This is a genomic window from Bacillus sp. 005/A4HT-01/001 (genome assembly GCF_004634445.1).
Lineage (GTDB): Bacteria > Bacillota > Bacilli > Bacillales > Bacillaceae > Bacillus > Bacillus altitudinis.
The window spans coordinates 14,152-35,747 of record NZ_SEIZ01000002.1 but is presented as its reverse complement, the minus strand read 5'-3'; the positions used below and the strand labels follow the sequence as shown (position 1 = coordinate 35,747).

At 41.4% G+C, this 21,596-nt stretch carries 26 protein-coding genes and 1 riboswitch; of the genes, 10 read left to right on the top strand and 16 right to left on the bottom strand.

Features of this window, described 5'->3' with window-relative positions; translation table 11 throughout:
• Nucleotides 1–44 precede the first annotated feature (44 nt).
• Entirely contained in the window at nucleotides 45–560 is a 516-nt protein-coding gene (locus tag ES896_RS05735) for a gamma carbonic anhydrase (RefSeq protein WP_135226542.1), read from the top strand.
• A 141-nt stretch (nucleotides 561–701) separates the two neighbouring features.
• On the opposite strand, the gene asnB is transcribed toward ES896_RS05735, so the two are convergent.
• Together asnB and metK are read right to left on the bottom strand one after the other, a co-directional pair.
• On the bottom strand, nucleotides 702–2,600 hold the full coding sequence (gene asnB, locus ES896_RS05730) for an asparagine synthase (glutamine-hydrolyzing) (RefSeq protein ID WP_008342976.1): 1,899 nt from the start codon (nucleotides 2,598–2,600) through the stop codon (nucleotides 702–704).
• 148 nt (nucleotides 2,601–2,748) lie between these two features.
• Nucleotides 2,749–3,951, bottom strand: coding sequence for a methionine adenosyltransferase (gene metK / locus ES896_RS05725; protein WP_008342973.1), 1,203 nt, complete (start codon nucleotides 3,949–3,951; stop codon nucleotides 2,749–2,751).
• 196 nt (nucleotides 3,952–4,147) lie between these two features.
• A riboswitch (SAM riboswitch) is annotated at nucleotides 4,148–4,282 on the bottom strand.
• A gap of 226 nt (nucleotides 4,283–4,508) precedes the next feature.
• On the opposite strand from metK, the gene pckA reads away from it, so the two are divergent.
• Nucleotides 4,509–6,095, top strand: a complete 1,587-nt coding sequence (gene pckA, locus ES896_RS05720; RefSeq protein ID WP_007501908.1) for a phosphoenolpyruvate carboxykinase (ATP) — start codon at nucleotides 4,509–4,511, stop codon at nucleotides 6,093–6,095.
• A 40-nt stretch (nucleotides 6,096–6,135) separates the two neighbouring features.
• Here the strand turns inward: pckA and ES896_RS05715 are convergent, their stop codons facing one another.
• Genes ES896_RS05715 through ES896_RS05690 form a run of 6 tightly spaced genes read right to left on the bottom strand, consistent with a single transcriptional unit; the run spans nucleotide 6,136 to nucleotide 11,272 of the window.
• Nucleotides 6,136–6,378: a DUF2584 domain-containing protein gene (locus ES896_RS05715; protein WP_017358362.1), complete on the bottom strand. Its 243-nt coding sequence runs from the start codon at nucleotides 6,376–6,378 to the stop codon at nucleotides 6,136–6,138.
• 39 nt (nucleotides 6,379–6,417) lie between these two features.
• A complete protein-coding gene (locus ES896_RS05710) occupies nucleotides 6,418–7,212 on the bottom strand; it encodes an alpha/beta hydrolase family protein (RefSeq protein ID WP_008342969.1) in 795 nt (264 codons plus the stop codon).
• A 26-nt stretch (nucleotides 7,213–7,238) separates the two neighbouring features.
• The gene (locus ES896_RS05705) at nucleotides 7,239–8,720 is read right to left on the bottom strand and encodes a phytoene desaturase family protein (protein WP_135226541.1); all 1,482 of its coding nucleotides are present in this window, start codon (nucleotides 8,718–8,720) and stop codon (nucleotides 7,239–7,241) included.
• Nucleotides 8,717–9,844: a glycosyltransferase family 2 protein gene (locus ES896_RS05700; RefSeq protein WP_135226540.1), complete on the bottom strand. Its 1,128-nt coding sequence runs from the start codon at nucleotides 9,842–9,844 to the stop codon at nucleotides 8,717–8,719. Before ES896_RS05700 ends, ES896_RS05705 begins: the two co-directional genes overlap by 4 nt.
• Nucleotides 9,829–10,575, bottom strand: a complete 747-nt coding sequence (locus ES896_RS05695; RefSeq protein ID WP_017358366.1) for a lysophospholipid acyltransferase family protein — start codon at nucleotides 10,573–10,575, stop codon at nucleotides 9,829–9,831. Before ES896_RS05695 ends, ES896_RS05700 begins: the two co-directional genes overlap by 16 nt.
• Nucleotides 10,544–11,272 (bottom strand): carotenoid biosynthesis protein, encoded by a 729-nt coding sequence (locus tag ES896_RS05690; protein WP_017358367.1) that lies wholly within the window; start codon nucleotides 11,270–11,272, stop codon nucleotides 10,544–10,546. Before ES896_RS05690 ends, ES896_RS05695 begins: the two co-directional genes overlap by 32 nt.
• Nucleotides 11,273–11,445: 173 nt before the next feature.
• Here ES896_RS05690 and ES896_RS05685 point away from each other — a divergent pair, with 173 nt between their 5' ends.
• From ES896_RS05685 to ES896_RS05675, 3 genes are read left to right on the top strand one after another with little or no spacing between them, the layout of a single operon-like run.
• On the top strand, nucleotides 11,446–12,447 hold the full coding sequence (locus ES896_RS05685) for an ABC transporter substrate-binding protein (RefSeq protein ID WP_041093363.1): 1,002 nt from the start codon (nucleotides 11,446–11,448) through the stop codon (nucleotides 12,445–12,447).
• A 15-nt stretch (nucleotides 12,448–12,462) separates the two neighbouring features.
• Nucleotides 12,463–13,233: an ABC transporter ATP-binding protein gene (locus ES896_RS05680; protein WP_008342956.1), complete on the top strand. Its 771-nt coding sequence runs from the start codon at nucleotides 12,463–12,465 to the stop codon at nucleotides 13,231–13,233.
• Between the two features lie 34 nt (nucleotides 13,234–13,267).
• On the top strand, nucleotides 13,268–14,014 hold the full coding sequence (locus ES896_RS05675; protein ID WP_370529235.1) for an ABC transporter permease: 747 nt from the start codon (nucleotides 13,268–13,270) through the stop codon (nucleotides 14,012–14,014).
• A 30-nt stretch (nucleotides 14,015–14,044) separates the two neighbouring features.
• Here the strand turns inward: ES896_RS05675 and ytkD are convergent, their stop codons facing one another.
• Nucleotides 14,045–14,521 (bottom strand): RNA deprotection pyrophosphohydrolase, encoded by a 477-nt coding sequence (gene ytkD / locus ES896_RS05670; protein ID WP_008342951.1) that lies wholly within the window; start codon nucleotides 14,519–14,521, stop codon nucleotides 14,045–14,047.
• A 246-nt stretch (nucleotides 14,522–14,767) separates the two neighbouring features.
• Between ytkD and ES896_RS05665 the strand changes: the two genes are divergently transcribed.
• A complete protein-coding gene (locus ES896_RS05665; RefSeq protein ID WP_060781319.1) occupies nucleotides 14,768–15,421 on the top strand; it encodes a TerD family protein in 654 nt (217 codons plus the stop codon).
• A 22-nt stretch (nucleotides 15,422–15,443) separates the two neighbouring features.
• On the top strand, nucleotides 15,444–16,226 hold the full coding sequence (locus tag ES896_RS05660; protein WP_008342947.1) for an AIM24 family protein: 783 nt from the start codon (nucleotides 15,444–15,446) through the stop codon (nucleotides 16,224–16,226).
• Nucleotides 16,227–16,419: 193 nt separating this feature from the next.
• On the opposite strand, the gene ES896_RS05655 is transcribed toward ES896_RS05660, so the two are convergent.
• The 4 genes from ES896_RS05655 to ES896_RS05640 form a co-directional block, all read right to left on the bottom strand.
• Nucleotides 16,420–16,728, bottom strand: coding sequence for a hypothetical protein (locus tag ES896_RS05655; RefSeq protein WP_017358369.1), 309 nt, complete (start codon nucleotides 16,726–16,728; stop codon nucleotides 16,420–16,422).
• A 43-nt stretch (nucleotides 16,729–16,771) separates the two neighbouring features.
• Nucleotides 16,772–17,176, bottom strand: coding sequence for a phage holin family protein (locus tag ES896_RS05650; RefSeq protein WP_008342944.1), 405 nt, complete (start codon nucleotides 17,174–17,176; stop codon nucleotides 16,772–16,774).
• A gap of 157 nt (nucleotides 17,177–17,333) precedes the next feature.
• Nucleotides 17,334–17,525 (bottom strand): hypothetical protein, encoded by a 192-nt coding sequence (locus tag ES896_RS05645; RefSeq protein WP_008342942.1) that lies wholly within the window; start codon nucleotides 17,523–17,525, stop codon nucleotides 17,334–17,336.
• 124 nt (nucleotides 17,526–17,649) lie between these two features.
• Nucleotides 17,650–18,087 (bottom strand): Dps family protein, encoded by a 438-nt coding sequence (locus tag ES896_RS05640; protein ID WP_007501934.1) that lies wholly within the window; start codon nucleotides 18,085–18,087, stop codon nucleotides 17,650–17,652.
• 131 nt (nucleotides 18,088–18,218) lie between these two features.
• Here ES896_RS05640 and ytzI point away from each other — a divergent pair, with 131 nt between their 5' ends.
• Nucleotides 18,219–18,365, top strand: a complete 147-nt coding sequence (gene ytzI / locus ES896_RS05635) for a YtzI protein (protein ID WP_017358370.1) — start codon at nucleotides 18,219–18,221, stop codon at nucleotides 18,363–18,365.
• 8 nt (nucleotides 18,366–18,373) lie between these two features.
• On the opposite strand, the gene ES896_RS05630 is transcribed toward ytzI, so the two are convergent.
• Both ES896_RS05630 and ES896_RS05625 read right to left on the bottom strand, forming a co-directional pair.
• Complete coding sequence (locus ES896_RS05630; RefSeq protein WP_008342936.1) at nucleotides 18,374–18,811, bottom strand: FixH family protein; 438 nt, start codon at nucleotides 18,809–18,811, stop codon at nucleotides 18,374–18,376.
• A 123-nt stretch (nucleotides 18,812–18,934) separates the two neighbouring features.
• Nucleotides 18,935–19,408 (bottom strand): S-ribosylhomocysteine lyase, encoded by a 474-nt coding sequence (locus ES896_RS05625; RefSeq protein ID WP_008342935.1) that lies wholly within the window; start codon nucleotides 19,406–19,408, stop codon nucleotides 18,935–18,937.
• Between the two features lie 128 nt (nucleotides 19,409–19,536).
• Between ES896_RS05625 and yidD the strand changes: the two genes are divergently transcribed.
• Entirely contained in the window at nucleotides 19,537–19,761 is a 225-nt protein-coding gene (yidD, locus tag ES896_RS05620) for a membrane protein insertion efficiency factor YidD (protein WP_008342933.1), read from the top strand.
• Nucleotide 19,762: 1 nt separating this feature from the next.
• Here yidD and ES896_RS05615 read toward each other — a convergent pair whose 3' ends face one another.
• On the bottom strand, nucleotides 19,763–20,329 hold the full coding sequence (locus ES896_RS05615; protein ID WP_135226539.1) for a beta-class carbonic anhydrase: 567 nt from the start codon (nucleotides 20,327–20,329) through the stop codon (nucleotides 19,763–19,765).
• 213 nt (nucleotides 20,330–20,542) lie between these two features.
• Between ES896_RS05615 and ES896_RS05610 the strand changes: the two genes are divergently transcribed.
• Nucleotides 20,543–21,535, top strand: a complete 993-nt coding sequence (locus ES896_RS05610; protein WP_024719324.1) for a metal ABC transporter solute-binding protein, Zn/Mn family — start codon at nucleotides 20,543–20,545, stop codon at nucleotides 21,533–21,535.
• The last annotated feature ends 61 nt before the right edge of the window (nucleotides 21,536–21,596 follow it).

The window sequence follows — 21,596 nt, the reverse complement described above, 5'->3', positions numbered from 1 at the left end:
GTAAACACCTCACAAATGTTGTATTAAGAAAGGAAGTCGAAAAAGTGATTTATCCATATCATCAGTTTACACCTGAGATTCATGAATCGGTCTTTGTTGCAGAAAATGCCACCATTACAGGTGATGTCACAATTGGAGAATATTCAAGCGTTTGGTTCCAAACGGTCATTAGAGGCGATGTAGCTCCTGTGAGAATTGGAAAAAACGTCAACATTCAAGACTTATCCTGTCTGCATCAAAGTCCTGGAAAAACACTTCTTATTGAAGATGGTGCTACCATTGGACACCAAGTCACATTACATAGCTGTATCATTCGAAAAAATGCCCTCATTGGCATGGGATCCATCATTCTCGATGGTGCGGAAATTGGCGAAGGAGCCTTTATTGGTGCAGGTAGCCTTGTCCCGCAAGGAAAAGTCATCCCAAAAGGTTCACTCGCTTTTGGCCGTCCAGCCAAAGTCGTTCGCCAGTTAACAGATGAAGATATCCAAGACATGGATCGTATCCGCAGAGAATATGTAGAAAAAGGACAATACTATCGTTCCCTTTTATCGCGTTAACATCATACATGTATCTTCACTTTATCATGTTTTTTTCAGGATATTAAGCAATAACTGTGTACCGCTTGTTATTTTACCCTTTTCCACCACTTTCTATCATGACAAAAAAGGTTTTCAGCACAAAGCTGAAAACCTTTTTCATTAGCTAAAAATAACTTCTTTCGGCTGGTGATTCAACTGTTCTGGATCAATGCTGCGCTCTACATAGATGCTATGCCAGATCATAAAGATCAGGACAGTCCAAATCTTACGGCTATGATCGGCTTTTCCAGCACAATGATCATTTAATAAATCAAGAACATATGCCTTGTTAATGTATTCATCTGTCTGACTGTTTTTAATGATATCTTTCGCCCAAGCGTTCATCTCATTTTTCAGCCAATGACGAATTGGAACAGGGAAACCTAGTTTTTTACGGTTTAACACATGGTCCGGCACAATGCCTTCTGCTGCTTTACGCAATAAATATTTCGTTGTGCCGTCTTTCGTTTTCAGCTCTTCTGGAATTTTAGAAGCTGCTTCAAATACGACCTTATCAAGGAATGGAACACGAAGCTCAAGAGAATTGGCCATTGTCATCTTATCTGCTTTCAGCAGGATATCCCCGCGCATCCACGTATGGATATCAACATATTGCATTTTGTTAATATCACTGTAGCCTGCACTTTCCTCGAAGTATGTTTTCGTCACGTCACGATACGTGATGTTCGGATCATACTGCTTTAAGAGGTTTTTCTTCACTGGCTCTTCAAAGATTTTCGCATTGCCGATATAACGTTCCTCTAATGGCGTACAGCCGCGAACGATAAAGCTTTTCCCTTTCATTCCTTCTGGCATTAAACGAGCCAGACGAAGAAGAAGCTTTTTCAGCATGGATGGTACAGATTCAAAAGGCTTTAGAGACAGCGGCTCACGGTAAATATTATATCCACCGAATAGCTCGTCTGCTCCCTCACCTGAAAGAACAACTGTGACTTGTTTTTTCGCTTCTTTTGCTACGAAATACAATGGAATCGCCGCTGGATCAGCCAAAGGATCATCTAAATGCCAGACGATCTTTGGAAGCTCATTCATATATTCCTCAGGAGAAATCACAGCACTAAAGTTTTGCAATCCCAGCTTATCAGCTGTTTCTTTTGCTACATCTACCTCACTGAATCCATCCTGCTGGAAACCAACAGAGAATGTCTTCAGTTCAGGGTGAAATTCCTTTGCGACCGACACGATGAAAGAAGAATCGATCCCACCTGATAGGAATGAACCAACAGGCACATCACTTCTCATGTGGACTTTTACAGAATCATAGATAGCATCACGTACTTCTTCTACTAATTTCTGCTCTTGTGTTTGTTCAGGTTTGAATTGAACTTTCCAGTAAGTCTTAAATGCAATGTCTTGGCCTGGACGCAGTGTAAACTGATGACCTGGCTCAACTTTGTGCACTTTTTGATCAAGTGTATTTGGCTCAGGAACGAACTGAAAAGACATGTACTGCTGCAAAGCAGTCTCATCAAATAAAATGTTCTCATTCACAGCCATTAAGCTTTTGCGTTCAGAAGCAAAGTACACTTGGTCATCCATTTGTGTAAAATAGAGCGGTTTAATGCCGAAAGGATCTCTTGCGCCATATAATAACTGCGCTTCTTTATCCCAAATTAAAAAGGCAAACATGCCGCGAAGCTTCGATGCCGCTTCTTCTTTATAGTGGCGATATGTGGCAAGAAGGACTTCCGTATCAGAATCTGTGCTGAACGTATAGCCTTTTTTCACAAGCTCTTCTTTCAGCTCCACATAGTTATAAATTTCTCCGTTGAAAATAATCCAATATTTTTCATCTTCATAAGAAAGCGGCTGCTTTCCGTGTTCAACATCTATAATACTTAAACGTCTAAATCCAAATCCTACATGCTCATCATGAAAGTACCCCTCATCATCCGGACCTCGATGAACGATGAGACGATTCATTTGCTTAATTAACTCTTCCTGCTCAGTAGTTTCGGACAATGGACGGTGATTAAATACACCAACAAACCCACACATATTATTGCCTCCACGTTATGTTATTTCTTAAAAGTAGACCTATAATTAGACAGTATTTTGTCCAATTTTGTTTCACATTTTTACGCTTTTTGTAGAATTTTTTTTAATCAAAAGGAAAACCGCTTAAAATAAGCGGTTTTGTATGTTGTTATTCTCCTAATGCTTCCTTGCGAAGCGTGTCGGCTTTATCCGTTTTTTCCCATGGAAGATCCAAGTCATGACGGCCAAAATGTCCGTATGCAGCGGTTTGTTTATAGATCGGACGACGTAAGTCAAGCATTTTAATAATGCCAGCTGGACGAAGATCAAAGTTTGCACGTACCACTTCAATTAATTTCTCTTCAGAGGCTTTTCCTGTTCCAAATGTATCAATTGAAATGGAGACAGGCTGTGCAACACCAATTGCATAAGCAAGCTGCACTTCACATGAATCTGCAAGACCAGCTGCTACGATGTTTTTCGCTACATAGCGAGCCGCATATGCTGCAGAACGGTCAACCTTCGTTGCATCCTTACCAGAGAAAGCACCGCCACCGTGACGAGCATACCCGCCATAAGTGTCAACGATGATTTTACGTCCAGTTAAACCAGCATCCCCTTGAGGTCCACCGATAACAAAGCGGCCTGTTGGGTTGATGAAGTATTTTGTTTCTTCATCGATCAGTTCACTTGGAACGACAGGGCGGATGACATGCTCTTTTAAGTCGCTTTGAATTTGTTCAAGCGTCACTTCTGGTGCATGCTGTGTAGAAATAACCACCGTATCAATACGAACTGGTTTGTTTTGTTCATCATATTCAACTGTTACTTGAGTTTTTCCGTCTGGACGAAGGTATGCAAGTGTTTCATTCTTGCGTACTTCTGTTAAACGGCGAGATAATTTATGTGCAAGAGAAATCGGCAGTGGCATAAGCTCTTCAGTTTCGTTGTTTGCAAAACCAAACATCAGACCTTGGTCACCTGCACCGATCGCATCAATTTCTTCTTCAGTCATTGTTCCTTCACGTGCTTCAAGCGCTTTGTCTACACCTTGCGCAATATCAGCAGACTGTTCATCAATTGATGTAAGAACCGCACATGTTTCCGCATCAAAACCATATTTCGCACGTGTGTAGCCAATTTCCTTAATCGTGTCACGCACCGTCTTTGGAATGTCAACATAAGTAGACGTTGTAATCTCACCGCTTACTAATACGAGACCGGTTGTTACAGAAGTTTCACAGGCAACACGTGCATTTGGATCTTTCTTTAAAATTTCATCCAAAATGCTGTCTGAAATTTGATCACAGATTTTATCTGGATGTCCTTCGGTCACTGATTCTGAAGTAAATAAACGACGATTTTGACTCATAATGGCTATTTCCTCCTGTACAAGACCACATCATCCCAAGATGAGGCCTCCAATATGATACGGAACTCGTTCCCTCTTATATTTCAACATGTTTATATTAGAGATGTTATTGGCAATTTGTTCATATGATATCCCAAAAATAAAAAAAACCATTTCCTTCATTGCGAGGAAAGGGTCTGAGATCGCATGCCTTTCACTCTTATCGCTCAAGGTGTTCTTGTACCTTGCATCAGGTTAGCACCTTGGTTTCTCAGCATGTTCATGCCTTTTTCATAAGAAACCGGTTGCTGGGCTTCATCGGGCCTGTCCCTCCACCAACTCGGGATAAGAGTATCCGTTCAATAAGATATCTTATCTTAAACCCTTGCGTCATGTCAATGGTTCATAGGAATTATCTCCCCTTTTTTTCACCTCATCATTAGCATCACCAAAAAGCATATTTTCATAGCAGAAATGAAAAAACACACACAAAAATGTTTAAATAGTATAGACTATTATTATCAATGTGTTATACTAATCAAAACAAACAAATTCAACGGTAAAGGAAGGGTTTTTTTATGAACTCAGTGGATTTAAAAGAAGATTTGCAGTCATTGCTCTCATTAGAAAATACGCACCAAAATTTATCTGTTCCGAAACTTGTTGAAAAGATTTTGGCACGTAATGAAGGCGTTTTAACTTCAACTGGTGCTGTCCGCGCCACAACGGGTGCCTACACTGGACGTTCGCCTAAAGATAAATTCATCGTAAAAGAAGAAAACTCTGAACATAAAATTGATTGGGGTCAAGTCAATCAGCCGATCTCGAAAGAGGCATTTGATCGTTTATATACAAAGGTTGTGTCATACTTAAAAGAACGTGATGAACTATTTGTCTTTGATGGTTTTGCCGGTGCTGACGAAAAATACCGTATGCCCATTACAGTTGTAAATGAATTCGCTTGGCACAATCTTTTTGCAAAGCAGCTATTCATCAGACCTGATGGATCAACACCATCATCAAACGAAAAACCTTTCACCATCTTATCTGCACCTCACTTTAAAGCAGATCCTGAAACAGATGGCACAAACTCTGAAACGTTTATTATCGTTTCTTTTGAAAAACGGACGATTCTGATCGGTGGAACAGAATATGCAGGAGAGATGAAAAAATCCATTTTCTCTGTTATGAACTACCTGCTTCCTGAACAAGATATTTTATCAATGCACTGCTCTGCTAACGTCGGTCAAGAAGGCGATGTTGCTTTATTTTTCGGCCTTTCAGGTACTGGAAAAACGACGCTTTCTGCAAGTGCAAGCCGCAAGCTGATTGGAGACGATGAGCACGGCTGGTCTAACACAGGTGTGTTCAATATTGAAGGCGGATGCTATGCAAAATGCGTGAACTTAAGTGAAGAAAAAGAACCCCAAATTTACAAAGCCATCAGCTTCGGATCAGTGCTTGAAAATGTAGTACTTGATGAAGAAACACGTGAAGCAGATTATGATGACACATTCTTTACTGAAAATACACGTGCGGCTTACCCAATCGAAATGATTGATAACATCGTGAAACCAAGTATTGCAGGTCACCCATCTGCTATCGTCTTTTTAACAGCTGATGCATTCGGCGTTTTACCTCCAATCAGCCGTTTAACGAAAGAACAAGCGATGTACCACTTCTTGAGCGGTTACACAAGTAAATTAGCGGGAACTGAGCGTGGCGTGACGTCACCAGAAACAACGTTCTCTACTTGCTTTGGTTCACCATTCTTGCCACTTCCTGCTCATGTCTATGCTGAAATGCTTGGTAAAAAAATCGATGAGCACGGCGCAAAAGTATTCCTTGTGAATACAGGCTGGACTGGCGGCGGCTACGGTACGGGCAAACGAATGAATCTTGCTCATACAAGAGCAATGGTGCAGGCAGCGATCGAAGGCGATCTTGACAACGCTGAAATGATCACTGACGACATCTTCGGATTACACATCCCGCTTCATATTCCGGGAGTGCCAGATGAAGTGCTTCAGCCTGCTAAAACATGGGACGATCAAGAGGCTTACAAAGAAAAAGCAAACTTCCTTGCAAATGAATTTAAAAAGAACTTCAAAAAATTCAGCCATGCAGCAAGTGATATTGAAGCAAAAGGCGGACCACTCGTCTAATCAAAAGGAAAAAGCTGAGGGAATGAATCCCTCAGCTTTTTTAGTTCGTTGAATGCAATGACACAAGACGGTACGTCACCTTCGTGATATTGTCTGTGAGCTCCAGCTTTTCAACATGTGCTGTTCCCGTTTTTTCTCCGTCTTTCGTTTTACGCACCTCAAGCGGAATATTTAATGGATAAATGCGGTACCCTTCCTTCATGAGCTCAAACACATTTTCTTCAATTCTTGTCTCTTTTCCTTTTGTGACAATCATTGTATTAAATTCAACAGGCATTCCCATAATGAAAATCCCCCTACTTTCTATATTTCTTTCTACCGTTTATTTTACCACATTTCCGCCTTTTCGGCTGTGCATCCATGTCGTCAGCCGTCTGACAATCTCCCGGTTATGCTGTGGCGGGAAATAATGATGATATCCGTGAAAATACCATGTTTCCACAGACTTGCCATGCTGACGCAGTGCATCTTCTAATAAATACGCATGCTCAATGGATACATTCTCATCCAGCTCCCCATGAATGATTAAGACAGGTGCTTCAATTTGGTGCACATCATTCAAAGGCGTTCTAGCCTCATATGCTTCTGGTACCTTATGCGGAGGACCTCCTATTACACGCTTCATCATTCTTCTCATATCCACACGTTCTTCATAGGTGAGCTTCATATCACTTACGCCTCCCCATGTCACAAAGGAAGCGGCCTCATGCTTCATTTCAACAGCGGTCCATATGCCCATAATTCCGCCACGGGAAAAACCAAAGATATGAATTCGCTCCTGCTTCACCTTTTGATGATGTTTCAACAGCTGAAATGCAGCAAATGCATCTTTCCGATCTTCTCCGGCAAAATCCTCGTTCCCTTCGCCTCCTTGATTCCCTCGGTAGAAGGGCGCAAAGACGACAAACCCTTGCGCAGCAAATTGCACAATTCGGCCAGGTCTAACCATTCCCACATTTTTAATGCCGCCGCGTAAATATAAAAAACCGTCATAGAGACCTTCTCCGGCCGGTTCAGCGAGCAGCCCCTTCATTCGAAGTCCATCGGCCTCATATGTCACTGTATATAAGTGAATATGCGGATGTGGCGACGGGAATCTTCTCTTTTCCACAATCACTTGAATTCTCTCCTTTTCATTCGGTGTTACGTCAAATGCTTGATGATGGTTTCTGCGACGAGCTGTCCTGATTTTGTCACCATCGGAGTGCCACCGCCTGGATGACTTGTGCCGCCAACAAACCAAAGCCCTTCAATATCCTTTGATTGATTATTGATGCGAAAAAATGCCTGCTTGAATGAGTTTGACGACATGCCATAAATGGCCCCATGATACGCTCCCGTTTTTTGCTGCAAATCAAGCGGGGTTTGTACCGCTTCAAATTCTACAAGCTGGTCAAGATCAAAGAGACCCTTTTCCTTTAGTTTTGTTTTCATATGCTGGCCATATGTCTCCTTTAGCATGTCCCAATTTTGCTCTTTTGTCACATATGGCGCATTGGCCAATACAAACAAGTTACTTCTTCCTGGCCCTCCGCTTAAAGCTGGCTCTGAATGACCTGAATAACAGATGTAAAGCGTCGGATCATGAGGAAGCTGTTTTTTCTGAAAAATATCCTTGAATTCTTGTTCATAATTCTCTGGAAAAAACACGTTGTGATGAGACAATTGTTCATAGACTTTAGGGACGCCCAACAAAAGAACAAAACCTGATAACGATGGCTCAATGTTTGCCAGTTTTTGATTTCCAAAGCTCGGGCGGTCTTCTTCATCAATTAATTGGCGATAAACAGTCAGTGCATCTGCCCCCGCAATGACTTGATCTGCTTCATATATCTGCTGATCCGTTTCAACTCCTTGGATTCGCTTATTCTTCACATGAATCTTTTTGACTCGTTCATTGAGATGAATTTGGACACCCAATTCCTTTGCCAGTGTCTCAAATGCCTCAACTAAACGATACGTACCGCCCTTAATACCATAAATGCCTTTTTCTCCTTCTAAATAAGCCATCATATTAAAAATAGCAGGTGCCTCGTATGGAGAAGAGCCAATGTAAGTCGCATACCGGCCAAACATCGCCAATGTATGAGGATGACGAAAATATTGACGTAGCAAGCGCTGAACGGATGTAAAAGGTTTGACAGCAAGAAGGGCTTTCATTAACTTGATATCCGCTTTATCCTTCCAGGTCAATAATAAACGATTTAAAAACTGATCCTCTGCCATTTGAAAAAGCTTCTTCGATTCCTGTAAAAATGCCCGGTATCGCTTTGCATCCTCTGGACTAAAAACTGCAATTTGTGATTCCATTTGCTCAATATCTGGCGTAAACTCGACCGTATGTCCATCTGAAAAAACGTTTTTAGTAAGCGGGAAAATCGGATAAAACGTCACATAATCCTCCATTCGTCTATGACAGGAGGTAAATACTTCCTCAAAATACGCCTTCATTGTAATGGTACTCGGTCCTAAATCAAAAGAGTAGCCAGACGCTTGATGGCGTTGTAATTTCCCGCCTAAAGAAGCTTCTTTTTCTAAAATGGTGACCTGGAAACCGCCTGACTGTAAGCGAATCGCAGCCGATAACCCGCCAAGTCCGCCGCCAATAATGATCACTTTTTTCATTCGTACCTTCTTCCTTTCCATTCATAGCCTTCTTTTTTCAGCCCAATTTTCATAGAAGCAAAACCAATGGCCATCAGGCTCATGATACTGACAGGCAATAAAAAGGCCATCGTAGACGTTCTTCCATTTTCGATATCAATGACCGCTTTAATGGATACACCAAGCCCGTAGCAAAGAAGGGCTAAACAGAGATTGACCACATCAAAATGAATCAGTGCGATCATAAAGCAAATAACAGGAACTACATAAAGGACGGAGTATAAACAAAAGACACTGCTTAACAAAGCAATGCTTCGATTCACTCCCGGGAACAAATTTTTCCGATATCCTTCCCATACTTCCTGTCCACTCTCATACATTCTCATGTAGACAAAAGAATGAATACTTGCCAGTGTGAACGGAAAGCCCTTCGCTTTCACTCGTTTAGCCAAAGCCATATCATCCACGAGCGAATCCTTGATCGCTTCATGACCACCTATTTCGTGATAACAGTTCTTTTCAATGGCAATAAAGCCGCCATGTGCTGCGGCAAAAGCAGGATGTTGAGATGTTTTGACCCACTTCACTGGCAGATGGCAGCCAATCGTAAACATCATCATAGGAACGACAAGATGCTCAAAAGGCGTTCCCGTTTTTTGCTCTGGGAAACCTGAAAGCATGCCCGTTTTTTGTATGCATAACTGCTTGTACACCGCTTCAATAGCTCCTTGTTTTAAGCGGACATCTGCATCTAAAAATAACAGCCAATCAGAAGATGCTGCCTCAGCAAGCTGGGAACAAGCATATGATTTTCCAAGCCAGCCGCGCTTCAATACTTGACCTGACTGCACACGAATCCATGGATATGTCTCTGCGAAGCCCTTTGCAATCATTCTCGTCTGATCTGTCGAGTGATCATCCAGCACGATCAACTCTTTCGGATGGAGACGCTGATCAACAATCGACTGAAGGCAGGCTTCCAGCCGTTTTTCTTCATTTCTCGCTGGAATGAGGATCGATAATGAAATGGGTTCATCAGGTGAAAGAGATGCCGGCTTGAGTACAGGAAATTGCTTCATATTCCAAATCGTAAACATCAATTGGCAGAGCAGCAAAACACTGATGACAATTAAGAAGACCGCCATGTTTTCACCCACTTTTTAAAGGAATCAAACGCATCACTAGTTGACCGGCTTGTCCTTGTCACCTGCCTAAATTGTTCGTTTGTTGAAAAATCCGGATCAGTAATAACCTGTGCTTGATGTGCGTTTAACTGTGTTTCAAGCAGGTCTCCGAGTAAACTTGTTACTTCCTTACTGCGAAGTGATCCGCCAGCTACTAGGACATCTTCTCCAAACTCAACCGATACCGTCGGTTTTTGAAATTGATTAAATGTATAATGCAGCGTCACAGGTTTGATGACGACCTGCTCAAATTGCCTGACTAAAAAAGAAGCTCCGCCTTCCAGTTCAAGCGGCCTTATGTCTTGGTGCATAATTTTCCCCTGCGGGAAGAGCCACACAGCCCCGCCAGCCTCCATCTTCTCCTTTGCGGTCATTAATGCCTGCTTGACACTTTTCAGCTTCTCTTTATGAACTGGAAATGCACCAAGTTTTTGAAAAAAAGCATATTGCTTCAACTGCTTCTCTTCCATCATCATGGCATGATCCAGCTCAGACATTTGTTCTATTAAAAGAAAAATGATCAGTCCATCCCACCATGAACTGTGATTAGCAAGATAAAGAACAGGATGCTTCTCCTCTGGGTCAACCGTACCTTTCATCATGACACAGCGAAAATGTTTGTTCAGTAAATATCGTTCAAGATAAAAATAAAAGAGTCGTCTAAACGATCGGTTTTTGTCGCTTTCTTTCAAATCGAACCCTTCCTTCACACAAGATGACAATGATCAGTGCTAAATAAAAAATGACATCCAGCCCGCCCTTTAATGCTAAAAGACCAAAGAAGAACACCATGGCCTGATAAATACGTCCATTCCAGCGCAATGCCTGCTGATCAATGGAAACGAGCGGGAACAGAAATGAAAGTCCTGCTCCAATGATACCCCAGCTGACAAAATTCTCAAAAGGGATACCAAAGAAACCTCCGCCGTCATACCACACCCAAAACTTTCGTTCAGCCGCTACCGGATCTAATATGAGATCAAGCAGCACAATCCATATACCCGTTTCGACGGCTCGTTTCCACTTCGATTGTTGTCTTGATAAAAAAAGACTATTTAAAAACACACCAACCCATGCAAAAGCGATCGTCAAAGGCACTCCCGCCACAAGAAATCCAAGCGTCGGATAATAATCATAAGCCCCAAATGGAAAATCAGTTGTGATCCCCACCCATTCAACCGTAAACGTCAACACACCCACAATGGCTGCTCTTACGATCACAAAGCTCCATGCCCCGTAAATATTTCGGCCAATCTCAATGACGCAGCAGGCGTAAAGCACAAGAAAGATACCATTCGCAAACTGAAGCCATGCCGGCACTTCAAAAAAGACCATTAAAATAAGACCCACTACATACCAACCAACAAATACCCAACTCAATCTATACACGAAACCGCTCCTTTATTTCTACCAAATTCAAGAAAGCATTCATGCTTCTAGTATAGAAAAAAAGACACGTTCTATAAATAAACAATGCGCTTCTTATTTCATCTAGGCACTCACCAAAAATCCCTTTTGACATACTTTAATTAGTGATCTAGAACAAAGGAGGCGAATTACTCTTGAATCGTTCCATTAAAGTCAGACTGGCATTCATATTCGTTGTCCTGCTCTTTATTCCATTTGTCGCCTGTAAAAAAGACCAAGAGCAGACCGTACAAGTAGCCGAGGTGACCCATTCGGTCTTTTATGCACCGCTTTATGTCGCCCTATCCGAAGGATTTTTCAAAGATGAAGGCTTAGAGGTTGAATTAAAGACCACTTGGGGCGGCGATAAAACAATGACAGCTCTCTTATCCGGCGGCGCTGATATCGCTCTGACCGGATCTGAATCTTCTATTTATGTGGAAGCACAAGACACGAAAGACTCTGTCATGAACTTTGCACAGCTGACACAAACAGACGGTACATTTCTTGTTTCGAGGGAAAAAATCAATCAATTTTCTTGGGATCAATTGAAAGGAAAAGACTTTCTCGGACAACGGAAAGGCGGCATGCCGCAAATGGTCGGTGAATATGTCCTGAAAAAAGAAGGCATTGATTTGAAACAAGATCTTCGCATGATTCAAAATATTGATTTTGCCAACATTTCAGGTGCTTTTTCCTCTGGAACTGGCGATTTTGTGCAGTTATTCGAACCGACAGCTTCCTTAATTGAAAAAGAAGGCAAAGGGTACATTACCGCCTCCTTTGGTGAGGCTTCCGGCAAGGTGCCTTATACCACCTTTATGGCAAAGAAGAGTTACTTAGAAGAAAACAAAGAGACAGCTGAAGCCTTTACCCGTGCCATTTACAAAGCGCAAAAATGGGTCAAAACAAAGAGCCCAGAGGAGATTGCCAAGACAATCCAATCTCAATTTCCTGATACAGACCTTGATGTCTTATCAACAGCTATCAAACGTTACAAACAGCAGAACTCCTATGCAACAGATCCCCTTCTAAATGAAGAGGAATGGAACAAATTACAGGAAATCATGAAGGCAAGTGGTGAACTGCCGGAATTTATCCCGTACAAACAACTTGTCGATTCATCCATTGCCAAGAAGGTCACAGATCACAAATAGAACAGGAGGTAGCACATGTCTTTCCTTCAAATTGACCATGTGACCCACACATACTTCTCTTTAAAAGAAAAAACAACGGCCATACAGCACATCAATATGGAGATCACTCAAGGTGAATTCATCTCATTTATTGGTCCTAGCGGCTGCGGGAAAACAACCTTGCTTTCCATCATCGCAGGCATTACGCCACCCTCTGAAGGTCGAATTTTAATCGAAGGAAAAGAACCGAATCAACAGGAGCATCAAATCGGTTATATGCTCCAGCAAGATTATTTGTTCCCATGGAAAACGATCAAGGAAAATGTCATTCTCGGGTTAAAAATTGCAAAACAAGATTCACATGAAGCCACCTCAGCTGCCCTTAGCTTACTGCCAAAGCTTGGACTCAATGATGTCGAAGAAAAATACCCGAAGGAGCTGTCAGGCGGGATGAGGCAGCGTGCGGCTCTCGCCCGAACGCTTGCAGTTGATCCCGGCCTGCTTCTGCTAGATGAGCCATTTTCAGCACTAGATTACCAGACGAAACTGACATTAGAAGACCTCGTCTTTCACACTTTAAAAAACTATCAAAAAACGGCTGTTCTTGTCACACATGACATCGGCGAAGCCATTGCGATGAGTGATCGCATTTTCTTATTCTCAAAGCATCCAGGCTCTATCCAGCGAATGTTTACCGTTCCAGATGATCTGAGGACGCTCTCTCCTTTTGAAGCGAGACAGACAGCAAGTTTCCAAGAGCTCTTTCAAACGATTTGGAAGGAGCTGAAAACAGTTGAAACACAGTGATCTTTTACATGAAGCCTATCGAAAAAAAGTTCGAATGGAAAAACGCATGACGCGAGTCTACCAGTTGATCATTTTCGCCAGTTTCTTTTCGCTTTGGGAGCTTGCGAGCCATTTCAGACTGATTGACCCGCTCATTTTCAGTTCACCATCTGCCGTCTGCCAATTGTTTGTACAAAAATTATCAGATGGTTCATTAATTAATCATATGAGCATTACGCTATTTGAAACAGTGCTCGGCTTTCTACTTGGTACTTTTTGCGGCATTTTATTAGCCGCCGCCTTATGGTGGTCCACCCGTCTTGCAAATGTCCTTGATCCTTATTTGGTTATTTTAAATGCGATGCCGAAAGTCGCTCTCGCCCCCATTTTAATTGTTGCCCTTGGACCAGGCATGATCAGCATTGTCGCGATGGGTGCCATTATCAGTGTGATCATTACCACCATCGTCATTTATACAGCCTTTCAAGAAGTCGATGAGAATTATTTAAAAGTCATGAAAACCTTTGGCGCAAAAAAAAGAACGGTCTTCCGTGAGGTCATTTTGCCAGCAAGTATTCCAACGATGATCTCTGCCATTAAGGTCAATGTTGGTCTTTCTTGGGTTGGGGTCATTGTGGGAGAATTCCTTGTTTCCTCAAAAGGACTCGGCTATATGATCATCTATGGCTTTCAAGTCTTCAACTTTACACTCGTGTTCTTAAGTCTTTTCATTATCGCCGTCTTCGCCACCATCATGTATCAGCTTGTTGAATGGCTGGAACGCCGTTTTCTGCAAAAATAAAAAGCACAGGGTCATGTCCCTGCGCTTTTTTTAACGAATCAAACCGTTCTTTTCTAAATAAGCAAGACTTTGTCTCAAGACATCATCTTTCATAATAAAACTGAAATTTTTATTTTTTGCGATGGATCTTGGTAAGTCTGCGAAAAGAACGGGTCCTTTCGTTTCAAAATACGTGTCCTGCTTGACGAGCCTTTCAATATCGGCGAAATAAATATTTTTGACAATGACTTTCTCTCTGCCAAGCACCTGATATTGACCAATATACGTTAATTCACGAACAACAGCACCCGTCTCTTCGTGAATCTCTCGTATAGCGGCTTGATCTGCTTCTTCATTTGGCTCTACTTTCCCTCCTGGAAACTCGTAGCCTCGATCCTCATGTTCAGTAAGTAGCCATTTTCCTTGATAGCGGCAAATAGCCCAAACATGCTTAGGATGACTTGAAAAAGGCTGCTCTTCAAAAGAGAGCTTGACCGTATTATGATAATAGTCTTTAAATACATGCATGTGAAATCCCTCATATCCTGTCCTTGCTTCTTGTAAAACATCATACCACAGATCACATTTCTCTGAAGAATTTTTATGAAAAGTGAAACAAACGAGTACTTCTATCTCGTCTGTATGTAAAATAAGTATTCTTGCTAAAACCTTTTTATCATCTCCATCCTCATCCCATTTTAATCATGAAACCTTTTGCCCATGATGACGTAAATCAATAAGTGTTTGTCCTACACAGACGAGGAGGAAACCAGCATGAGCATCACAAATGGATCAAAACAAGAAAATAACAAAGCATGGCCAATGAGGCAACATGAGAAAGAAGACGCTTCTCTTGAGGCAGTGAAGAAACACCTCATGAAAGGACAAAAGTTAGATTTAACAAAAGACAATCCAAATGTAGATCAAATTCATATCGGCCTTGGCTGGGACTTATCTGGTCAGCCAATTGATTTAGATACGCAAGTGTTTTTCTTAAATGAAGAGGACAAGCTTCTGTCTCCAAAACACCTGATCTATTATCATCAGCAGCAAAGCTTAGATGGAGCTGTTCGCCATCTAGGTGATCATCAGGTCGGCGGAGGCCATCGGGACAATGAGATCATCATTATGCAGCTGAGCAGAGTCTCACCCGATATTCAGAAAATCGTCGTAACAGCCACGATACATGATGCACACGAGCGGGCACACCATTTTGGACAGGTGACCAATGCCTACTTGCGCCTTTCAGATCAAATCACACAACAGGAGATTTGTACCTTTCAATTAACAGAGGATTATTCATTTTGTACATCCATCATTTGTGCTGAACTAACGAGAGTTGAGAACGAATGGAAAATCACCGCAACCGGACAAGGTACGACCCTTGATTTAAACGACCTATGCCGCATCTACGGATTCACATCTTGACAAAGGAAAGGAGCTGGCACAAATGGGATTTCATTTCAACACGATCGAAGAACTGACCTTACAAGCAGAAGGCAACGGGATCTTTTTTGCCAAAAAAGGCGCTATGATTGCCGATCAAGGTACATTTCAATACCGTAAACGATTACTTGGGACGAATAAAGGGAATATGGTCAGCCAAGTATTTAATCATATTAGCAGAAAATTAACAGGTGAAAACCTTGAGATGATGGAAGTGAGTGGACAAGGCACTTGCTACTTGGCTGATTCTAGCGAGCATGTGACCGTCATCAATCTTGAGCCGAACGGTCCTTGGCAACATGTTAGCGTGGAAAGTGAAGATTTACTTGCCTTTACTGAAGAATGTCACTATGGCGTGACACCAGTAGGCGTTGGGATTTTATCACAGAAAGGGCTATTTACTTCAAAGCTCTCGTATCAAGGGCACGGGGCGCAGGTTGCCATCAAAACAAATGGAAACCCGCTGATTTTAAAAGCACCTTGCCGTGTAGACCCTGACGCCATTGTCGCTTGGACGGGCAAAGCACCGAAAGTCAAATTAGATGTGAACTGGAAAACGTTCATTGGACAAACATCAGGCGAATCCTACTTGTTTGAATTTCATGAACAGGACCAAATTGTGATTATCCAGCCATCTGAACGAACATCTGGAATGCGGGTCGGGATAGATGATAACCGGTACAAACCCCAGAGTCAGAGTACCTCACACGAAATCACCAACTCACAGCAGGAAAATAGAGGCGGAATCAGTGATCTAATCGGCGGTATCTTACAGCCTCGAAAATAAAAGCATGTAGAATGTCTCTACATGCTTTCAGATCGTTGACAAAAGGCTAAAATGAACTTTCTTTTAGCCTTTTGTCTTCTTTTCAGCGTGATAGAAAACCTTTGTAGTCTAGGAAAAACGAGTACTGGCGCGGAGCGAATTTGACATTCATGAGCACCTGATAAAGAATGCGAGGGTTTGTCTACATGCTTTTTCAATTCATCAGTCCATTGGTCTCAATAAAGTTCTTTGTCTCTTCGTTACCGAGATCATGAATCATGGAGTAAATTTCTTTTCTTTTCCTATCCATTTCGTCGTTTGGACTATCATAATGATATTCAAGAAATGGAACATGCGCCCGAAAGAAACCTTTCCAATCTGTCATATACTGTTCATCAAAATACTCTCTTAACTGCAAGATTTGGTCATCATCTGCTTCTATCTGAAATTGCCAAGCAGCCGCGTCTCTGTGCTGTGAGATTGATCCGTCTTGAACGGATACATAGTATGTGTGTGTCGCCATCTGATTCATCCTTTTTCCTTTAGTATGACCAGATATGAAGAAATTACGGCTTTTTGCGCAATTTATTTTTAATCATGTCTAACACATCAATAAACAACTGTGGAATGGGAATTCCGAGAGCTCTGGCTGTTGAGACAATCTGGTACGATTCATAAATAATATAAAAGATGAGCGCTAAATCCTTAATTGTCCCCCCAGTCTTCAGCATGACATCGAAGAAATGTGCCATGGATATTAAAGAGATCGTCACAACCTTTCGAACAAGCCTGGTCAAAAAACGCTTCATCGTAAGTTGTCCAGTCACAGATTCCCTTAGGCTTGAACAAATTAATTCAATAGCCATTAGTGTTACTAATATCATGAGTAAATATCCTGCTCCACCAAACAGAAAGCCCATTGCCGACAAACTGACTGTAAACAACGAAAAGATGCCTAAATCCTTGCTCACTTGGCATCAACATCCTTTCATAGTGGAACTTCTTACCTCAATAGTATATGCCGCATTTGATGAATAGCTTGGACGACAAAAAATAAAGGCATGGTTAGCTGTTCAAAAAATTCGTGAAGCGCATAAAAAGAGCCGCCTGTGACGGCGGCTTTCTTGGTTAAACTCTGACATCAATAAACGTAGCATCTGAATCTTTGGGCTGAACAGCTTGAGGCTGCTGCTGCACTTGATCGAGCATCACCATGGCTTGGGCTGTGTTCGTGGCAAGCTGTGAATTCAATAAACTGATATTAAGTGTTTTTTGAATACTCGCCACTTGCTGGCTCATCATTCCTGCAATTGAGGACATCTTCTCCCCTCCCTTCCCTTTTCTCTTCGGCTGAAAGCCCCATCAATTCAATGGGCTGTCTGTCACAAATCCACAAAAAAAGAATGCCGATCTGTTTGATGATCGACATTCCTTTCACATTCGCTTATCCTAAGTATGCTTTTAGCATCCAGTTGTGTTTTTCAATGGATTGATGAATCGCAAGCAGCATATCGCCTGTTGTTTCATCGCCAACTTCTGCAGCCAGCTCCATGCCTCGCTTAAGTTCTTCTGCAATATTAGAGAAATCATCATACAGATTTTTCACCATTTGCTCGGCTGATTCATTGCCTTCCGCTTCTTGAATGCTAGAAATTTCTAAGCACTCTTTCATTGTCGCAACAGGTTGTCCATTTAATGCGAGCATACGCTCAGCCAAATCATCGATATAAGTGGCTGTTTCTGTATATAATTCCTCGAATTTTTCATGGAGTGTAAAGAAATCTTTTCCCTTTACATACCAGTGATAGTTATGTAATTTTACGTAAAGCACAGTCCAATCTGCTACTTGTTTATTGACGACGTTTAATAATTTTTCAGACATGTTGATTCCTCCTTATGTAGTTGCGTTTAGTATGGGATTACCCTTTTTTTATTATACTGAAACCTGCCATCATTTTCTTCTATTTTGACCGCATGAAATATATGTTAATATGGAAATAAGGAGGGAGTTAGATGCTGTTACTTGGGATTATCAGCTTTATCATTATCTCAATCGTTGTCTTTTTATCACTGTGGACGACATCAAAGGCTTATGATTACAAGCATAAAGTCGATTCACCACAGGATGCTGAACCAAACCAACGTCCTAACCCAAAATAAAATCGCTTTCAATGATGTGAGGTATCTTCTTCTTCAGTAGATGAACTCTCTTTTTTCACATCACCTACATGGATGTTTGTCTTCGGCATATTATGCTGCTGTTTAGCTGTCACATGGACTTGTATGATATAAAGGCCATCTTGTTTGAAAGCTGTATGCAATTCATATACACCTTTCTCCTTTTTCTTTGGCTGAATCATCTTGCTGTTATCCTTGTCGCCATCTTTCCACACTTCAAATTCAACATCATCTGCATCATCAACAGGCGTATCACCATATGTGACAGCTGCTTTTACGATAACGTTTTCATTTTTCTCCACTTGCTCCGGCCCTGTTAGTTTGACTTCTAATAGCTCAGGCACTTCTCCCTTGTCATTGCTCGCTGCCGAGTTTCCACATGCACTAAGTAATGCGAGCATCAAAATGATTCCTACCATTTTCCGCATTCGTGTATCCCCCTTTTTTTACTGACATGTCCATTTTAACAAATATCCCCTATTTTAACAGCTCTCATTTCATTTCATATAAAAAACCGGACATTCAATATGTCCGGTTCATCATCTTACTGATTATCCAAATACTTTTAATAGCTCTTCTTGATCCTGAGACAGCCAGAAACGCATTAAACGTTTTGCTCCTTCAAGATCATGAAGCTTCGCTTGACCACACTGCTCTTCATTTGCAGCAGGAATTTCTGTTACTTCCACTGCATCTTTGAATGTTGCATCAAGCAGTTCAACAATCTCTCTTGGTGTCGGTGCACCGCTGACAACTAAATAGTAGCCAGTCTGGCAGCCCATTGGAGAAATATCGATGATATCAAAATGATCGTATTTCTCTGAGTGTGTTCTAATATTAAACGCAAGTAAATGCTCTAATGTATGAATCGTATCAGGTTTCATTGCCTGCTTGTTTGGCTGACAAAAACGGATATCAAATTTGTTCACTTCCCCATCTGATCCCACTTTATGAACGCCGCAATGACGAACGTAAGGTGCTTTTACAGCATTATGGTCAAGTTCAAAGCTTTCAACTGAAGGCATTAATCACCACTCCTATAATTGCAATTTCCTATATTATAACATATTGTTCCGACCAGTTTAGTTTATAAAACTTCCCTTCCTTGTCCTTTTTTCTTATACTGTGAAAAGACAGACAAGGAGGAACCTCTATGAAACAAATTTTTATCGGCATCATTCGCTTTTATCAAAAATGCATTTCCCCTCTAACACCGCCGAGCTGCAGGTTTTACCCCACTTGCTCAAACTACGGGCTAGAGGCGATCAAAACGCACGGCGCTTTAAAAGGCGGATGGCTCACGATTAAGCGAATTTTAAAATGTCACCCGCTGCATCCTGGAGGCATGGATCCGGTCCCGCCTAAAAAGGAAAAATAACTTACTTTTCTTCATAACCGTTGACAACTACGTCAAGCTTACCTGTTCCAGGATCAATGACAAGACCATGTACAGGCACATTAGATGGAAGAAGCGGATGATTTTTAACGACAGATACACTGTCTTTCACACTTTCTTCAACTGAGCTAAAGCTTTTGAGCCACTGTTTAAAATCGATTCCTGAGTATTCCAGTACTTCAATTCGTTTTTCTGGAATACCACGCTCAATGGCTTTATTTAAGAGTGTTTCGCTGTCTATTTTACTCATACCACAATCGTGATGCCCAATGACGTACACCTCGTCAGCATTCAATTCATAAACAGCCACTAAAATGCTTCGCATAATACTTCCAAATGGGTGAGAAACAAGAGCGCCAGCACTTTTGACAATTTTAATATCTCCATTTTTCATGTTCATGGCGCGCGGAAGCAGTTCAACAAGTCTTGTATCCATACATGATAGAATGACAGCTTTTTTCTGTGGAAACTTCGTTGTTGTAAACTCTTCATATCGCTTCTCTTCAATAAATTGTTGGTTATATTCGATGATTTCGTCTAAAAGTTTCATAAGTTTGTCCATTCCTTTTTCTTTTTTTAAAAATAAATATAGCACAATGTTTTAAATTTCGTCACGTTTTGACGTCTATTTTTTTAGAGGAAACATCTTCTGATGAAAATTTTTTAATTTCCTCTTTTCAAATCGTAATTATTACGATACAATAACTCAGGACATTAAATCGTAATCATTTCTATCTAATAGGTTGAGAGGAGACATTCTTAGATGAAAAAAATCTTTTTTATTTTAACAGCTGCTTTATTAGCGGTCGGTCTTGCCGCTTGCTCAAGCAGTGCGGGGACAAATGCTTCAAAAGGAAAAGCAGACGGGAAATTAACCATTTACACGACGATCTTCCCTATTCAAGATTTCACTGAAAAAATCGGCGGCTCTCACGTGAACGCTCAAAGTGTGTACCCTGCCAATGCAGATGCACACAGCTTTGAACCAAGTTCAAAAACGATGGTTGAAATGGCTGAAGGAGATGCCTTTATTTACAGCGGAACAGGTGCTGAAGCATTTGCTGATAAAACGGCTTCTACGTTAAAAGACCAAGGCGTGAAAACAGTGAAAGCAGCCGAAGGCATCAAGCTATTATCAACACAAGAAGAACATGCTCATGAAGAAGGTGAGGACCATGATCACGATCATGAAGGTGAAGATCATGACCATGATGGACACGACCACGGAGATAAAGATCCCCATGCTTGGCTAGACCCTGTTTATGCACAGCAAATGGCAAAAAACATTAAAGACACACTCGTTTCACTAGATCCAGATCATAAAGACGAATATACAAAAAACTATGAATCACTAAAAAAAGAATTACAATCGTTAGATCAGGAATTCAAAACAACGTTATCTAAAGCAGAACATAAAGAAATTCTCGTTTCTCACGCAGCATACGGCTACTGGGAAAAACGCTATGGCATTGAGCAAATCAGTGTACTAGGACTCTCTGCTTCTGAAGAGCCTTCCCAAAAACAGCTTGAAAATATCGTACAACAGGCAGAAAAGCATCACATCAAGTATGTCATTTTTGAAAATAACGTCAGCAGTAAAGTATCAGATACGATTCGCAGTGAAATTGGGGCAAAAAGCCTTACACTGAAAAATCTAGAATCCATTACAGAAGATGATGCTAAAAATGGCGAAAGCTATGTCAGCTTAATGAAACAAAATTTAAACACATTAAAAACAGCTTTAAATGTTGAATGAATTCATGAACCCCGTGCGATCAGCCGGGGTTTTTTACTGCACAAAAAAACACACCATGATC

Coding starts and splice junctions, on each gene's coding strand:
- ES896_RS05655 (WP_017358369.1), bottom strand. CDS start 16,728: ATGGCGACACACACATACTATGTATCCGTTCAAGACGGATCAATCTCA.
- ES896_RS05630 (WP_008342936.1), bottom strand. CDS start 18,811: ATGCGGAAAATGGTAGGAATCATTTTGATGCTCGCATTACTTAGTGCA.
- ES896_RS05615 (WP_135226539.1), bottom strand. CDS start 20,329: ATGAAACTTTTAGACGAAATCATCGAATATAACCAACAATTTATTGAA.
- yidD (WP_008342933.1), top strand. CDS start 19,537: ATGAAACAAATTTTTATCGGCATCATTCGCTTTTATCAAAAATGCATT.
- ES896_RS05715 (WP_017358362.1), bottom strand. CDS start 6,378: ATGGGAATGCCTGTTGAATTTAATACAATGATTGTCACAAAAGGAAAA.
- pckA (WP_007501908.1), top strand. CDS start 4,509: ATGAACTCAGTGGATTTAAAAGAAGATTTGCAGTCATTGCTCTCATTA.
- ES896_RS05640 (WP_007501934.1), bottom strand. CDS start 18,087: ATGTCTGAAAAATTATTAAACGTCGTCAATAAACAAGTAGCAGATTGG.
- ES896_RS05705 (WP_135226541.1), bottom strand. CDS start 8,720: ATGAAAAAAGTGATCATTATTGGCGGCGGACTTGGCGGGTTATCGGCT.
- asnB (WP_008342976.1), bottom strand. CDS start 2,600: ATGTGTGGGTTTGTTGGTGTATTTAATCACCGTCCATTGTCCGAAACT.
- ES896_RS05680 (WP_008342956.1), top strand. CDS start 12,463: ATGTCTTTCCTTCAAATTGACCATGTGACCCACACATACTTCTCTTTA.
- ES896_RS05675 (WP_370529235.1), top strand. CDS start 13,268: ATGGAAAAACGCATGACGCGAGTCTACCAGTTGATCATTTTCGCCAGT.
- ES896_RS05625 (WP_008342935.1), bottom strand. CDS start 19,408: ATGCCTTCAGTTGAAAGCTTTGAACTTGACCATAATGCTGTAAAAGCA.
- ytzI (WP_017358370.1), top strand. CDS start 18,219: ATGCTGTTACTTGGGATTATCAGCTTTATCATTATCTCAATCGTTGTC.
- ES896_RS05645 (WP_008342942.1), bottom strand. CDS start 17,525: ATGTCCTCAATTGCAGGAATGATGAGCCAGCAAGTGGCGAGTATTCAA.
- metK (WP_008342973.1), bottom strand. CDS start 3,951: ATGAGTCAAAATCGTCGTTTATTTACTTCAGAATCAGTGACCGAAGGA.
- ES896_RS05700 (WP_135226540.1), bottom strand. CDS start 9,844: ATGGCGGTCTTCTTAATTGTCATCAGTGTTTTGCTGCTCTGCCAATTG.
- ES896_RS05665 (WP_060781319.1), top strand. CDS start 14,768: ATGAGCATCACAAATGGATCAAAACAAGAAAATAACAAAGCATGGCCA.
- ES896_RS05660 (WP_008342947.1), top strand. CDS start 15,444: ATGGGATTTCATTTCAACACGATCGAAGAACTGACCTTACAAGCAGAA.
- ytkD (WP_008342951.1), bottom strand. CDS start 14,521: ATGCATGTATTTAAAGACTATTATCATAATACGGTCAAGCTCTCTTTT.
- ES896_RS05610 (WP_024719324.1), top strand. CDS start 20,543: ATGAAAAAAATCTTTTTTATTTTAACAGCTGCTTTATTAGCGGTCGGT.